Here is a 13,970-nt window from a genome sequence, read left to right as displayed (position 1 = left end):
CGTCCGCGCCGGTGGGCGCCACCCACCCCCGTCCAGCCCCCGGCCCGGGTGCCGCCCAAGGCAGCGGCACCCCGGACCACGTAAAACACCCCGCCCCGTCCGGAGGGCACCGTGCGCCGCCGTCTCATCCAGTCCACCCTCGCCGTGGTCCTCGTCGTCATCGCCGTCTTCGGGGTCTCCCTCGTCATCGTCGAGACCCGCACGATCAGCAACAGCGCCCAGGAACGGGTGGAGTCCGAGGCGGTGCAGCTGACGAGCATCGTGGACAGCCGCATCATCGGCGACGAGCGGATCACCGCCGAGGTCCTGCGGGACCAGGTCGGCGACCAGCGCTACGCCCGCATCGAGATCCCCGGGCAGAGCACGATCGAGATCGGCGAGAAGCCCGTCGGCGACGTCATCCGCCACGAGGCCAGGGGCGAGAAGGACGAGACCGTCACCGTCGAGGAGTCCCGCTCGGCGGTCAGCCGCGAGGTCGGCCGCACGCTGCTGATCATCGCGGCGGTCGCCCTGCTCGCCGTCATCGCCGCGGTCCTGCTCGCCGTACGCCAGGCCAACCGCCTCGCCTCCCCGCTCACCGATCTCGCCGAGACCGCCGAACGGCTCGGCTCCGGCGACCCGCCCCCCCGCCACAAGCGGTACGGCGTCCCCGAGCTGGACCGGGTCGCGGACGTCCTGGACGCCTCCGCCGAGCGCATCGGCCGCATGCTGACTGCTGAGCGGCGCCTCGCGGCGGACGCCTCCCACCAGCTGCGTACGCCGCTGACCGCGCTGTCGATGCGGCTGGAGGAGATCACCCTCACCGACGACCTCGCCACGGTGAAGGAGGAGGCGCACATCGCGCTCACCCAGGTCGAGCGCCTCACGGACGTCGTGGAACGGCTGCTCACCAACTCCCGCGACCCCCGCAACGGCTCGGCCGTCTCCTTCGAGCTGGACGAGGTGATCAAGCAGCAGCTGGAGGAGTGGCGGCCGGCCTACCGCAGCGCCGGGCGGGCCGTCGTCAGCTCGGGCAAGCGGCATCTGCAGGCCGTGGGCACGCCGGGCGCGGTCGCGCAGGTGCTGGCCGCGCTGATCGAGAACTCGCTCATGCACGGCGGCGGCACGGTGGCCCTGCGCACCCGCGTCATCGGGAACCAGGCGGTGATCGAGGTCACCGACGAGGGGCCGGGCGTGCCCGCCGAACTCGGGGCGCGGATCTTCGAGCGGGCGATCAGCGGCCGCAACTCCACGGGCATCGGGCTGGCCGTCGCGCGTGACCTCGCGGAGGCCGACGGGGGGCGCCTGGAGATGCTCCAGGCGCAGCCGCCGGTGTTCGGGCTGTTCCTGTCCCGTACGCCGGTGCGCACGCCGTCCGGCGACGACCGGCCGGTCCGCTAGGGCGCCGCGCCCGCCGGGGTGCGGCCCTCGGCGGCCGTCACGGCCCTCAGGCTCTCAGCGGCCTTCGGCGGCTCTCCGCGGTCTCAGCGGCGCTTTCCCGTGACCGCGGGCGGATGGGTGGCCTCCGTCTCCAGGAACGACTGCGCGCTCGCCACCGCCTCGCGGGCCGGGAGCGCCCGGAACACCCAGGTGCGGTACGACCAGAACCGGAACAGGGTCGCGACGCCGATGCCGAGGAACTTGAAGACGTTGGACTGCAGCGGGCTGTCCCAGCCGAAGCCGTAGGTGGCCGTGTAGAGCACGCCGTTCTCGATCACCAGTCCGACCGCGCTGAACAGCAGGAACAGCGACAGCTCCTTCGTACGGCCGCTCTTGTCGCGCTCCCGGTACGTGAAGTAGCGGAACCCGACGTAGTTGAACGCGATCGCGACGACCGTCGCTATGACGCTGGCCCGGACGACCTGCAGGTCGGTGATGTGCCGTACGAGGTTGAACACCGCGAGGTTGACCAGCAGCCCCACACCGCCCACCGCGCCGAACTTGGCGACCTCGCGTACGAGCAGGTCGATCCGGCGGCGCAGGGCGCCGCGGGGCCTCGTATCGGGCCCCGAGCTGGTACTTCCCATCGTGTGCGGCCCCCGTCACTCGGTCCGGTCGGTGTCGTGCCGGTGGTCAGCCGGTCGCTGCCCCGTCCGAAATGAGTTGATCTTCGGTCGAAATCAACTGGTTCAGCAATGCTAACCAGCGCCCCTGGGCAATGCCTGTGCGGAAGCTCACAGCCGGGGTGCCAAGGAGGTCCGGGGCCGGTCCTGGGGCGGTCCGGTGGGGAAAACGGCGGGGAAATCGGGCACCCGGGAGTGGCCGATTCCATGGCCGATACCCTGGGGGCGTGACGTTCCCGGTAGTCGGCATGGTCGGCGGGGGGCAGCTCGCTCGTATGACACACGAGGCGGGCATCCCGCTCGGCATCAGGTTCAAGCTCCTCAGTGACACCCCTCAGGATTCCGCGGCGCAGGTCGTCGGCGATGTCGTCATCGGCGACTACCGCGACCTCGACACGCTGCGTGCGTTCGCGCAGGGCTGCGACGTGATCACCTTCGATCACGAACACGTACCCACCGAGCACCTACGGGCTCTGGAGGCGGACGGCATCCCCGTGCGCCCGGGTCCCGACGCGCTCCAGCACGCCCAGGACAAGGGTGTGATGCGGGCGCGGCTCGACGCGATCGGCGTGCCCTGTCCACGGCACCGCATCGTCGCGGACCCCGAGGACGTGGCCGCGTTCGCCGCCGAGAGTGGGGGATTTCCGGTCATCCTCAAGACGGTCCGCGGCGGCTACGACGGCAAGGGCGTCTGGGTCGTCCGCTCCGTCGAGGACGCAGCCGAGCCGTTCCGCGCCGGGGTCCCGGTCCTCGCTGAGGAGAAGGTCGACTTCGTGCGGGAGCTGGCCGCCAATGTCGTGCGGTCGCCGCACGGCCAGGCCGTCGCGTACCCGGTCGTGGAGTCGCGGCAGGTGAACGGCGTCTGTGACACCGTCATCGCGCCCGCCCCCGACCTGGACGAGGCACTCGCCCTCAGGGCCGAGGAGATGGCCCTGCGCATCGCCAAGGAACTGGACGTCGTCGGCCACCTGGCCGTCGAGCTGTTCCAGACCCGCGACGGACGCATCCTCGTCAACGAGCTGGCCATGCGCCCCCACAACTCCGGCCACTGGAGCCAGGACGGCGCGATCACCTCGCAGTTCGCCAACCACGTACGGGCCGTCCTCGACCTGCCGCTGGGCGACCCGCGCCCGCGCGCGAGGTGGACCGTCATGGTCAACGTCCTCGGCGGCGACTACCCCGACATGTACTCCGCGTACCTGCACTGCATGGCCCGCGACCCCAAGCTCAAGATCCACATGTACGGCAAGGACGTGAAGCCCGGCCGTAAGGTCGGTCACGTGAACACCTACGGCGACGACCTCGACGACGTGCTGGAGCGCGCCCGTCACGCCGCCGGTTACCTGAGAGGCACGATCACAGAATGAGCCCGGTCGTAGGCATCGTCATGGGGTCGGACTCCGACTGGCCCGTCATGGAGGCCGCCGCGCAGGCCCTCGACGAGTTCGAGATCGCGTACGAGGTCGACGTCGTCTCCGCGCACCGGATGCCGCGCGAGATGATCCGTTACGGCGAGGAGGCCGCGGGCCGGGGCGTCAAGGTGATCATCGCGGGTGCGGGCGGCGCCGCCCATCTGCCCGGCATGCTCGCGTCCGTGACCCCGCTGCCGGTCATCGGCGTGCCCGTGCCGCTGAAGTACCTCGACGGCATGGACTCCCTGCTGTCGATCGTGCAGATGCCGGCCGGTGTGCCCGTCGCCACGGTCTCCGTCGCCGGGGCCCGCAACGCAGGTCTGCTGGCCGCGCGCATCCTGGCCACCCAGGACGAGGAACTCCTCGGCCGCATGCGGGAGTTCCAGCAGGAGCTGAACGACCAGGCCACCGAGAAGGGCAAGCGCCTGCGCAACAAGGTCGAGGGAGCCGGCGGCGGTTTCGGCTTCGGGAAGTAGACGCCAGGGATGACGGGGACCACGGGGGACACGGGGGATAGGGGCATGGACATGGCATCACTGGAGGCGGCCCGGGAGCTGCTGCGGGAGTTCCCGGTCGCGGACGGGCACAACGACCTGCCCTGGGCGCTGCGCGAGCAGGTCCGCTACGACCTCGACGCGCGGGACATCGCCATCGATCAGAGCGCGTTCCTGCACACCGATCTGGCGCGGCTGCGCGCGGGCGGGGTTGGTGCGCAGTTCTGGTCGGTCTACGTGCCCTCGGACGCGGCGTTCCTGCCCAGAGCGGTGTCCGCCACCCTCGAACAGATCGACTGCGTACGGCAGTTGATCGACCGTTACCCCGCCGAGCTGCGGGCCGCGCTGACCGCCGCCGACATGGAGGCGGCCCGCGCCGAGGGCCGTGTCGCCTCCTTGATGGGCGCCGAGGGCGGCCACTCCATCGACAGCAGCCTCGCCACCCTGCGGGCGCTGTACGCGCTCGGCGTGCGCTACATGACGCTCACCCACAACGACAACATCCCCTGGGCGGACTCCGCGACCGACGAGGCCGCGGTCGGCGGTCTGTCGGCCTTCGGCCGGGCGGTCGTGCGGGAGATGAACCGCGAGGGCATGCTCGTCGACCTCTCGCACGTCGCCGCGACGACGATGCGCGACGCGCTCGACACGTCCGTCGCCCCGGTGATCTTCTCCCACTCCTCCTCGCGGGCGGTCTGCGACCACCCCCGCAACATCCCGGACGACGTCCTGGAGCGGCTCCCGGCCAACGGGGGAGTGGCGATGGTGACGTTCGTGCCGAAGTTCGTGCTCCAGGCCGCCGTGGACTGGACGGCCGCCGCCGACGAGAACATGCGGGCCCACGGTCTGCACCACCTCGACACCACGCCGGAGGCGATGGCGGTCCACCGCGCCTTCGAGGAGCGGACCCCCCGCCCGGTCGCCACGGTGTCCACGGTCGCCGACCATCTCGACCACATGCGCGAGGTCGCCGGCATCGACCACCTCGGCATCGGCGGCGACTACGACGGCACGGCCTTCACCCCGGACGGCCTGGGCGACGTCTCCTGCTACCCGCACCTGATCGCCGAGCTGCTCGACCGCGGCTGGTCCCGGACCGACCTGGCCAAGCTGACCTGGCGCAACGCGGTCCGGGTGCTGGGCGCGGCAGAGGACGTGGCCCGGGACCTCCAGGCCCGCACGGGCCCGTCGAACGCGACGCCGGAGCAGCTGGACGGGTGACACGGCCGGACGGGTGACCCCGGGCGCGGCCCGGCCGTCACCCGGGTGGCGTACGGCGGCCCCGGCGCCGCCGTACAACCCGAACGCCCCACCCACCAGGAAGGCGGGCGGCCCCCGTGCCACGGTGACGAGTACTGCGATCACCCAACGGCTACGGAGGTCCGCCATGGCAGATCTGCAGGACGAACTGCAAGCCGCGGGGGAGGCCGGCGAACTCGACACGCCCCCCGACCCCACCCGCGCCGAGCCCGCGCCGAAACGCGGCCACCACCCGCCGGGTGCGGAGCCCATAGCCCCCGGCGACGGCAGCCGACCCGACGACGACGGCGCGGCGGCCACCCCGCCCGCCACCGACGCCGCCACGGCCCGGACCGCCGAGCCCTCCTCGGAGCTGGCCGAGGCACACGCCTTCCTGGCCGCCCACCCCGTGGCCGACGGCTACAGCGGACTGCCCTGGGTGCTGCGGCAGCTGCCCCGGTACGACCTGGAGCTGGGCGAGGGCGGTGTGGACACCGATGTGCCGCGGATGCGCAAGGGCCACATCGGCGCGCTGTTCTGGTCGCTGCACCTCCCGGAGGGCCCGGCGGGCGAGCGGGCCGTCGACGCCACGCTGGAGCAGCTGGACCTGGTCCGGACGGTCGTCCACGCCCACCCCGAGGGCCTGCGGCTGGTGAACAGCGCGGGGGAGACCACCGACGCCCGCAACTGCGGCCGTGTCGCCGTGCTGCTCGGCCCCGCCGGAGCACCGGCGATCGGCGACTCCCTGGGCATCCTGCGCTCGCTGCACGCGCTCGGCCTGAAGGCCCTCACCCTGGCCGGCGCGTCCTGGGCGAGCGAGTCGGGGCTGACCAGGTTCGGCGAGGAGGTGGTCCGCGAGATGAACCGCATCGGCGTCCTCGCCGACCTCTCCGGTGCCGGTGAGGCGACCGTCCGCCGGACACTCGCGCTCTCCCGCGCGCCGGTCGTGTGCACCCGCTCGGCGGCGCACGCCCTGCGGCCCCACGCCGCCAACCTCCCCGACGACCTCCTCGCCGCGCTGGGCGAGGCGCGGGGCCTGTGCATGGTGCCGCTCACCGCCGAGCAGACCGGCCCGTCCGTCCGCGACGTCGCCGACCACCTCGACCACGTCCGCGCGATCGCCGGCCCCGAGTGCGTCGGCCTCTCCGGCACCTACGACTCCGGCGCCGCCCACCCCCAGGACCTCACCGACGCCTCCTGCTACCCCCGCCTCGTCGACGAACTCATGCACCGGAACTGGTCCGAGGCCGACCTCGCCCTGCTCACCTGGGGCAACGTCCAACGGGTCCTGCGCACCGCCGACTTCACGGCGCGAGCGGCACGGGACCGCCGCGAGGCGTCGACGGCGAGGATCGCGGAGCTGGACGGCTGACCGCCGACCCGCGCCCCTGCCGGACGGCGCAGGGGCGCGGGAACGCTGTCGGGGCTGTCGGTGCTGCGGGGGCTCGGGCCCCTACGGCGTCATCAGCTCCGGCACAGACAGAACGGATGCCCCGCGGGGTCCGCGTACACCCGGAACCCCCGCTCGCGGTCCTCGGCGTCCAGCACCGTCGCCCCCAGCGCCAGCACCTCCTTCTCCGCCGCGTCCATGTCCTCCACGTCGAGGTCGAGGTGGAACTGCTGCGAGCGCTCCGCCGAGGGCCACTGCGGTGGCACGAACCCGGGCGCCTGCTGGAACGCCAGCCGCACACCCCCGCCCGGCACCTCCAGATCCACCCATTCCCCCTCCCCGCTGACCTTCCCGCCGACCACCTCGGCGTAGAAACCGGCGAGCGCGGCCGGGTCGGGGCAGTCCAGGACGACGACATCCAGCTTGGCGATGGCCATGGCCTTCTCCTTGCTCGTTGGTGCGCGTGACTTCGGTTGCTGCGGTTACCTCTAGAGGAGAGTAACCAGTAACGGTTACCTCATGCACCCCTGTCAGAGGTAACGTCGTCGGCATGAGTGAGAGAGCGTCCGCCCCCGGCGGCCTGGCCCTCGTCGAGAGCCTGGTGAACACGCTGGACCTGGAGACGGGCGCCGACACGCTGGACGCCCCGGAAGGACGGGTCCGCCTGGGCCTGGCGGCCGACGACGACGTCACGGCCGTACGCGACCTGCGGGAGTCCCTCCGGGCGACCCTGCTGGCCCACGCCGGTCACGCGCCGCACCGCACGGTGACCCCGCTCGGCGAGCTGCTGGCCGCCGCGCCCCTGGTCGTCGCGGTCTCGGCCGAGGACGGCTCCGCGGCCCTGCGCCCCGCCGCCGACCCGGCGCCGCTCGTCTCCCGCGTGGCCGCGGCCGTCGCCGAGGCCCTCATGGCGGGCACCTGGCAGCGCCTCAAGGCCTGCGAGGCCCCCGACTGCCATTGGGCGTACTACGACCGCAGCCCGGCCGGACGGGGCCGCTGGTGCTCGATGCAGGTGTGCGGCGCCCGCGCGAAGATGCGCCGCTACCGGGCGAAGTAAGCGCTTCGCCCCCACCGGCCGCCGGAACGGTGGAGAATGCGGGAAGACGTCGTTCCGGCCGACTGAGCCTCGGCCGGAGCGGCGTCGCCCTGTCTCTGCTCAAGGCTCCGCCGCCGAGTCCTGGATACGGCCCTTACGCCGTCGGCCGCCCCATCGCCCGGTACGTCCACCCCGCCCGGCGCCACAGCTCCGGGTCGAGGGCGTTGCGCCCGTCCAGCACGAGCCGGGTCGACGCGACCTCGCCCAGCGCCGCCGGGTCCAGCTCACGGAACTCGCGCCACTCCGTCAGATGCAGCACGATGTCGGCGTTCCGCACGGCCGCGAGCGCGGAGTCGGCGTACCCGAGCGTCGGGAAGAGCCGCCGGGCGTTCTCCATGCCCTTGGGGTCGTAGACGGTGACCTGGCCGCCCTGGAGGTGGATCTGCCCGGCAACGTTGAGGGCGGGGGAGTCGCGTACGTCGTCGGAGTCGGGCTTGAAGGTGGCGCCGAGCACGGCGACCCGCTTGCCCAGGAACGAACCGCCGCCCAGCGCCTGCCGGGCCAGCTCCACCATCTGACCGCGCTGGCGCATGTTGATGGAGTCGATCTCGCGCAGGAACGTGAGCGCCTGGTCCGCGCCCAGCTCACCGGCGCGGGCCATGAACGCCCGGATGTCCTTCGGCAGACAGCCCCCGCCGAAGCCGATACCGGCCCGCAGGAACTTCTTCCCGATCCGGTCGTCGTGCCCGATGGCCTCCGCCAGCTTGGCGACATCGCCCCCGGCGGCCTCGCACACCTCCGCCATGGCGTTGATGAAGGAGATCTTGGTGGCGAGGAAGGAGTTCGCGGAGGTCTTCACCAGCTCGGCGGTCGGGAAGTCGGTGACGACGAAGGGGGAGCCCTCGGTCACCGGCGTCGCGTACACCTCCCGCAGCAGCTTCTCGGCCTTGTCGCTCCGCACGCCCACCACGATCCGGTCCGGGTGCAGCGTGTCGTTCACGGCGAAGCCCTCGCGCAGGAACTCGGGGTTCCAGGCCAGCTCGGCGTCGGCCCCGGCGGGCGCGTGCTCCGCGAGATACGCGGCCAGCCGGTCGGCGGACCCCACCGGCACCGTCGACTTGCCGACGACCAGGGCCGGGCCGGTCAGATGCGGGGCGAGCGAGGCGAAGGCCGCGTCGACGTAGGACATGTCACAGGCGTACTCGCCGTGCCGCTGCGGGGTGTTCACACAGACGAAGTGGATGTCGCCGAAGGCCGCGACCTCGGCGTAGTCGGTCGTGAAGCGCAGCCGTCCGCTGGACCCCTCGATCCCGGCGACATGCCCCCGCAGCAGCTCCTCCAGCCCCGGCTCGTACATCGGGACCTCGCCCCGCCGGAGCATGTCGATCTTCTCCTCGACGACATCCAGCCCGAGCACCTCGAACCCCAGCTCGGCCAAGGCGGCGGCGTGGGTCGCGCCGAGGTAGCCGGTGCCGATCACGGTGATCTTGAGGGCCATGGGGTGCTCCTGGGATGTCCGGCCGAGGGTGTCGAAGATGTGTCGCACATGCTCTGTCGTGGCGCTGCACGAGCATAGTCGGGGCGTGTTCGAGCCCTTCATCGGGCAGATCACCCGGAGTGGCGGCCTGTCGTCAAGCTCACGTATCACTCGCGTGGGCGGACCACTAAAATTGGGTTACTTAACGGTAGTTAGCGTCAGGAGCGTGAGAGACCTTGGCCGGATCGGCTGATTTCGACCTGTACCGCCCGTCCGACGAGCACGACATGCTCCGCGACGCGATCCGCGCCCTCGCCGAGGCGAAGATCGCGCCCCACGCCGCCGCCGTGGACGAGGAGGCCCGCTTCCCGCAGGAGGCGCTGGACGCGCTCGTCGCAGGCGACCTGCACGCCGTGCACGTGCCCGAGGAGTACGGCGGCGCCGGTGCCGACGCGCTCGCCACGGTCATCGTGATCGAGGAGGTGGCCCGCGCCTGCGTGTCCTCCTCCCTCATCCCGGCCGTCAACAAGCTCGGCTCGCTGCCCGTGATCCTCTCCGGCTCCGAGGAGCTGAAGAAGAAGTACCTGGGCCCGCTCGCCAAGGGCGACGCGATGTTCTCGTACTGCCTCTCCGAGCCGGACGCCGGCTCCGACGCGGCCGGCATGAAGACCCGCGCGGTCCGCGACGGCGACCACTGGATCCTCAACGGCGTGAAGCGCTGGATCACCAACGCGGGCGTCTCCGACTACTACACGGTCATGGCCGTCACGGACCCGGACAAGCGCTCCAAGGGCATCTCCGCCTTCGTCGTCGAGAAGTCCGACGAGGGCGTCTCCTTCGGCGCCCCGGAGAAGAAGCTCGGCATCAAGGGCTCCCCGACCCGCGAGGTCTACCTCGACAACGTCCGCATCCCCGCCGACCGCATGATCGGCGAGGAGGGCACCGGCTTCGCCACGGCGATGAAGACCCTGGACCACACCCGCATCACCATCGCCGCCCAGGCCCTCGGTGTCGCCCAGGGCGCCCTCGACTACGCCAAGGGCTACGTCCAGGAGCGCAAGCAGTTCGGCAAGCCGATCGCCGACTTCCAGGGCATCCAGTTCATGCTCGCCGACATGGCCATGAAGATCGAGGCCGCCCGCGCCCTGACCTACCAGGCCGCCGCCAAGTCCGAGCGCGGCGACAAGGACCTCACCTTCCAGGGCGCCGCCGCCAAGTGCTTCGCCTCGGACGTCGCCATGGAGGTCACCACCGACGCCGTCCAGCTCCTCGGCGGCTACGGCTACACGCGCGACTACCCGGTCGAGCGGATGATGCGCGACGCCAAGATCACGCAGATATACGAGGGCACCAACCAGGTCCAGCGGATCGTGATGGCCCGCAACCTGCCGTAACCCCTTCGGCGCAGCCCGTGCACAGCCCCCGGCACCCTGCCGGGGGCTGTTGCCTTAGGGGACGGATGGGGCGGACTGTTTCCGTCCGCCCGATGGCGGACAGGGGCGGTCGGGCGTAGGACGGAAGTGCACGGGGTCCACCCCGGACCCCGCTCCCACACCCCCAGGAGGAGCCATGACGCAGCACGCCGGAGCCATGACCGCGATGAGCAAGGAGATGCAGGAGTGCGTCAACGCCTGCATGACGTGCCACAGCATGTGCGAGGAGACCATGAGCTCCTGCATGCAGGCCGGCGGCCAGGCACAGATGCAGATCATGCGCGCCCTGATGGACTGCGCCGAGATGACCCGTATGTGCGCGGACATGATGATGCGGCGCTCGCCGCTGTCCGCCGAGATGTGCGCGATGTGCGCCCGCGCCTGTGACATGTGCGCCGAGGCGTGTATGTCCATGCCGGACGATCAGCAGATGATGCGCTGCGCCGAGGCGTGTCGACGCTGCTCCGAGACGTGCCGGACGATGGCGGGCGCGACCGCCTGACCCCACGCGTACGCCGGACACGACGAAGGGGCACCCCGTCACCGGGGTGCCCCTCCGCCACGCGGTGCGGGTCAGCTGTCGGACACCGTCACCGTCTCGTCGTTCTTCAACTGCTCCACCAGCTGCTTCACCTTCTCGGTGTTCCACTGGAGGTTGCCGTTGCCGGCGTTGCCCGAGATCGGCATGTTCATGGACTTGCCGTCGCCGCCCGTCACACCCTTCATCGCCCAGAACATGTCGGCCAGGTCGAACAGGCCCATGTCCTTGTCGACGATCAGGGTGTCCAGGCCCGCGCTCATCGTCGGGTACAGCTTGAAGGGGTTCAGGATCGTGCTCGGCGTCGCCGTCTGGCTGGCGAGGGCCGCGAGGAACTTCTGCTGGTTCTTCGTACGGTCCAGGTCGCTGCGCTGGAGGGCGTAGCGGGTGCGGACGAAGGCGAGGGACTGCTCGCCGTTCAGCGTCTGCTTGCCCGCCTCGAAGTCGGCGCCGGACTTGGTGTCCTTCAGACCGCCCTTGGGGATGTCGATCTCCACGCCGCCGACCGCGTCGACGATGTTCGCGAAGCCCGCGAAGCCGATCTCCACGTAGTGGTCGATGTGCAGGCCCGTGTTGGCCTCCACGGTGCGGACCAGCAGCTCGGGCCCGTCCTCCGCGTAGGCCGCGTTCAGCTTGACCTGGCGGCCGGTGCCCTTGAACGTCTTGCCGGACTCGGAGCCGACGAACGTCGGGATCGTGACGTTGGAGTCACGCGGCAGCGAGACCAGCGTCGGACCGTTGGACCCGGTGTGCAGGATCATCATCGAGTCCGTGCGCTTGCCGTCGGCGGACCCGGTGTGGAGCTCCTTCTTCTGGTCGGCGGACAGGCCCTCACGGCTGTCGGAGCCGACGATCAGGTAGTTGGTGCCCTCGCCCGCCTCCGGCCGGTCGATGACCTTCGACAGGTCGACCTCGCGGTTCAGCTTGGAGTCGGCCCAGAAGTACGTGCCGATCGTCGTCGCGAGCACCACCACGGTGACCGTGATCGCCGTCAGCTTGATGCGCCGCCGCCAGTCCGGCGCGGGACGGTCGCCCCGGCCGCCGCCGTGGCCGCCCGCACCGCCGACGCCGCCGGAGCCGTAGACCTGGCCGGTGTTGTAGTCGCTGGTGTGGCCGCCGCCGTACTGGTCGGGGCCGCTGTTGCCGTAGCCGTCACCGTAGGCGTCGCCGTACGACGGCTGCTGGGGCACACCACCCTGCGGGGGTGCCGACGGGCCGCGACGGACCTGGCGCATCACACGCGGACCGTCGGGCTGGGCGAAGTCGCCGCCGCGGTTGTTGCCGGACCATCCCTCGGGCCAATCGTTCATGCGCCCCAGTGTGCCGGGTCCGGCCATGCCCTTTACAAGGGTCGATGAAAAACAAAGGCAGGGCTGTTGCGAAGCCGACACAAATTGCACGGTTTTGTAGGGGAGCGGACGCTTCGAACGATCGCGAGGCTCACGGGCACGAGACCTGGTCGCCCCGTACCACGCCCGACTCGCCCTGCCCGGGGTTCTCCGCCCGCACCTTGCGGACCTGCTTGAAGTCCGTGCCGGCGACGACCCTGAGGGTGGGCCCCTGGGCTCGCACCGGACGCAGTTCCGCGCCCGGGAGGGCGGTCGCGAGGGAATGGGCGGAGCGGTCCCAGCGGGGGTCGTAGACGACGACCGTGCGGTGGACGTCCTGCCGGGGGGCGTTGACCGGGGTCCTCGTGGTGCGGAAGCCGGTGGCGGCCAGCTGGCGGTCCACCTTCCTGCCGAGACCGGCGACCGCCGTGCCGTTCTCGACCTGGACGCGGATCTGCTGGGGGGCGACGTCGACGAGGGTGTGGCGGGCGCGCGCCTTGTAGGGGGCGAGGGGCCGGTCGTCGCGCAGGGCCTCGAACAGCCGAGCGGCCTTCGTGTCGTCCCACTTGAGGGTCGAGCCGATGCCCTTGACGGCGTACCCCATGCGTCCGATGGGCACGGTGGTGAATTCGGAGGAGGCGGGCGTGAGGTTGCGCATCGCGCGGCCGAGGTCGATCAGCTCGCCGGTGCCGAACTCCTTGTCGGCGCGGACGGACCCGAGGACGGCCTGGGTGATGTCGCGGAACTTCATCGGGTTGAGCAGGACGCCGGAGGAGGTCGCCTGGGACATCAACGAGGCCATGAACCGCTGCTGGCGCTTCATACGGCCGAGGTCGGAGGAGCCGTCGGCGTGCCGGGAACGGACGTACTGCAGCGCCTGGCCGCCGTCCAGCTCATGGGTGCCGGCGGTCAGGTCGAGGCCGGTGTAGGAGTCCTTGAGGGGTTCGGCGGTGCAGATCTTGACGCCGCCGAGGACGTCGACCGTGCGCATGAAGCTGGTGAAGTCGACCTCGACGTAGTGGTCGATCTTCACCTTGGTCATGTGCTCGACCGTCCGCACGGTGAGCTGGGGCCCGCCCTCCGCGTAGGCCGCGTTCAGCTTGATCGGATGGCCCCGGTGGGCCTTGCCGGTGGCGCGGTCGGTCCGCGCGGGCGTCTCGGCGTACGAGTCGCGCGGCAGGCTCACCACGCTCGCCCGCTCCCGGTCCTCCGAGATGTGCACGATCATCATCGTGTCCGTGCAGTGGCAGGGGGCGCCGCCGAGCCGGTACCTGCGCCGCTCCTCCTCGCTGATCCGGTCGCGGCCGTCGGTGCCCACCAGCAGGACGTTCATGCCGTGACCCGCCTCGGGACGGTTCTTCATGTCCTTGAAGGCGTCGACCCGCTTGATCTCGCTGTCCAGGCGGGTCACCACCGCGTGCCCGATACCCGCGGCGGCCAGCACCACCACGGAGAGCGTGGTCACCGCCCGCATGGCCCAGCTCCGCCGCCTGGGGCGTACGGGAGGCCGGGGCTGCTGCGGACGAGCTGGACGGCGGGGCGGTGTGGACACGGGGGACACCTCCGCGAGACCGGTCATGG

The 13,970-nt window shown here is 71.3% G+C and carries 13 protein-coding genes; 8 read left to right on the top strand and 5 right to left on the bottom strand.

The annotated features are described in order from the left end of the window. Positions 1-111 precede the first annotated feature (111 nt). Positions 112-1,380, top strand: a complete 1,269-nt coding sequence (locus tag STRBO_RS0135400; protein ID WP_020115595.1) for an ATP-binding protein — start codon at positions 112-114, stop codon at positions 1,378-1,380. Positions 1,381-1,463: 83 nt separating this feature from the next. Here STRBO_RS0135400 and STRBO_RS0135395 read toward each other — a convergent pair whose 3' ends face one another. Further along, entirely contained in the window at positions 1,464-2,006 is a 543-nt protein-coding gene (locus STRBO_RS0135395) for a GtrA family protein (RefSeq protein WP_005485717.1), read from the bottom strand. A 263-nt stretch (positions 2,007-2,269) separates the two neighbouring features. Here STRBO_RS0135395 and STRBO_RS0135390 point away from each other — a divergent pair, with 263 nt between their 5' ends. The 4 genes from STRBO_RS0135390 (at position 2,270) to STRBO_RS0135375 (ending at position 6,559) form a co-directional block, all read left to right on the top strand. Next, on the top strand, positions 2,270-3,409 hold the full coding sequence (locus tag STRBO_RS0135390) for a 5-(carboxyamino)imidazole ribonucleotide synthase (protein WP_005485715.1): 1,140 nt from the start codon (positions 2,270-2,272) through the stop codon (positions 3,407-3,409). Beyond that, positions 3,406-3,930 (top strand): 5-(carboxyamino)imidazole ribonucleotide mutase, encoded by a 525-nt coding sequence (gene purE / locus STRBO_RS0135385; protein ID WP_005485713.1) that lies wholly within the window; start codon positions 3,406-3,408, stop codon positions 3,928-3,930. The genes STRBO_RS0135390 and purE overlap by 4 nt, the downstream gene beginning before the upstream one ends. A 51-nt stretch (positions 3,931-3,981) precedes the next feature. Further along, a complete protein-coding gene (locus STRBO_RS0135380) occupies positions 3,982-5,169 on the top strand; it encodes a dipeptidase (protein WP_028797027.1) in 1,188 nt (395 codons plus the stop codon). A 166-nt stretch (positions 5,170-5,335) separates the two neighbouring features. Continuing rightward, complete coding sequence (locus STRBO_RS0135375; RefSeq protein ID WP_020115594.1) at positions 5,336-6,559, top strand: dipeptidase; 1,224 nt, start codon at positions 5,336-5,338, stop codon at positions 6,557-6,559. Between the two features lie 92 nt (positions 6,560-6,651). Here STRBO_RS0135375 and STRBO_RS0135370 read toward each other — a convergent pair whose 3' ends face one another. Beyond that, entirely contained in the window at positions 6,652-7,014 is a 363-nt protein-coding gene (locus STRBO_RS0135370; protein ID WP_005485709.1) for a VOC family protein, read from the bottom strand. A gap of 113 nt (positions 7,015-7,127) precedes the next feature. Between STRBO_RS0135370 and STRBO_RS0135365 the strand changes: the two genes are divergently transcribed. Further along, positions 7,128-7,634, top strand: a complete 507-nt coding sequence (locus tag STRBO_RS0135365) for a CGNR zinc finger domain-containing protein (protein ID WP_005485708.1) — start codon at positions 7,128-7,130, stop codon at positions 7,632-7,634. 133 nt (positions 7,635-7,767) lie between these two features. On the opposite strand, the gene STRBO_RS0135360 is transcribed toward STRBO_RS0135365, so the two are convergent. Next, positions 7,768-9,111 (bottom strand): UDP-glucose dehydrogenase family protein, encoded by a 1,344-nt coding sequence (locus tag STRBO_RS0135360; protein WP_020115593.1) that lies wholly within the window; start codon positions 9,109-9,111, stop codon positions 7,768-7,770. A 215-nt stretch (positions 9,112-9,326) separates the two neighbouring features. Between STRBO_RS0135360 and STRBO_RS0135355 the strand changes: the two genes are divergently transcribed. After that, a complete protein-coding gene (locus STRBO_RS0135355; RefSeq protein WP_005485704.1) occupies positions 9,327-10,484 on the top strand; it encodes an acyl-CoA dehydrogenase in 1,158 nt (385 codons plus the stop codon). 175 nt (positions 10,485-10,659) lie between these two features. Then, positions 10,660-11,025 (top strand): four-helix bundle copper-binding protein, encoded by a 366-nt coding sequence (locus STRBO_RS0135350; protein WP_005485702.1) that lies wholly within the window; start codon positions 10,660-10,662, stop codon positions 11,023-11,025. A gap of 71 nt (positions 11,026-11,096) precedes the next feature. Here the strand turns inward: STRBO_RS0135350 and STRBO_RS0135345 are convergent, their stop codons facing one another. Both STRBO_RS0135345 and STRBO_RS0135340 read right to left on the bottom strand, forming a co-directional pair. Next, positions 11,097-12,371, bottom strand: a complete 1,275-nt coding sequence (locus tag STRBO_RS0135345; protein ID WP_202500070.1) for an LCP family protein — start codon at positions 12,369-12,371, stop codon at positions 11,097-11,099. Between the two features lie 130 nt (positions 12,372-12,501). Continuing rightward, a complete protein-coding gene (locus tag STRBO_RS0135340; protein WP_237547679.1) occupies positions 12,502-13,968 on the bottom strand; it encodes an LCP family protein in 1,467 nt (488 codons plus the stop codon). Between the last annotated feature and the right edge of the window lie 2 nt (positions 13,969-13,970).

Origin of the sequence: Streptomyces bottropensis ATCC 25435, assembly GCF_000383595.1 — a bacterium.
Classification (GTDB): Bacteria; Actinomycetota; Actinomycetes; order Streptomycetales; family Streptomycetaceae; genus Streptomyces; species Streptomyces bottropensis.
The sequence above is the reverse complement of the archived record's forward strand: the minus strand, read 5'-3'. Positions and strand labels throughout refer to the sequence as shown.

What these genes read in the sequence shown, in the direction of transcription:
- STRBO_RS0135395 (WP_005485717.1), bottom strand. Translation starts at nt 2,006, where the DNA reads ATGGGAAGTACCAGCTCGGGGCCCGATACGAGGCCCCGCGGCGCCCTG.
- purE (WP_005485713.1), top strand. Translation starts at nt 3,406, where the DNA reads ATGAGCCCGGTCGTAGGCATCGTCATGGGGTCGGACTCCGACTGGCCC.
- STRBO_RS0135380 (WP_028797027.1), top strand. Translation starts at nt 3,982, where the DNA reads ATGGCATCACTGGAGGCGGCCCGGGAGCTGCTGCGGGAGTTCCCGGTC.
- STRBO_RS0135375 (WP_020115594.1), top strand. Translation starts at nt 5,336, where the DNA reads ATGGCAGATCTGCAGGACGAACTGCAAGCCGCGGGGGAGGCCGGCGAA.
- STRBO_RS0135370 (WP_005485709.1), bottom strand. Translation starts at nt 7,014, where the DNA reads ATGGCCATCGCCAAGCTGGATGTCGTCGTCCTGGACTGCCCCGACCCG.
- STRBO_RS0135365 (WP_005485708.1), top strand. Translation starts at nt 7,128, where the DNA reads ATGAGTGAGAGAGCGTCCGCCCCCGGCGGCCTGGCCCTCGTCGAGAGC.
- STRBO_RS0135360 (WP_020115593.1), bottom strand. Translation starts at nt 9,111, where the DNA reads ATGGCCCTCAAGATCACCGTGATCGGCACCGGCTACCTCGGCGCGACC.
- STRBO_RS0135350 (WP_005485702.1), top strand. Translation starts at nt 10,660, where the DNA reads ATGACGCAGCACGCCGGAGCCATGACCGCGATGAGCAAGGAGATGCAG.
- STRBO_RS0135345 (WP_202500070.1), bottom strand. Translation starts at nt 12,371, where the DNA reads ATGAACGATTGGCCCGAGGGATGGTCCGGCAACAACCGCGGCGGCGAC.
- STRBO_RS0135340 (WP_237547679.1), bottom strand. Translation starts at nt 13,968, where the DNA reads ATGACCGGTCTCGCGGAGGTGTCCCCCGTGTCCACACCGCCCCGCCGT.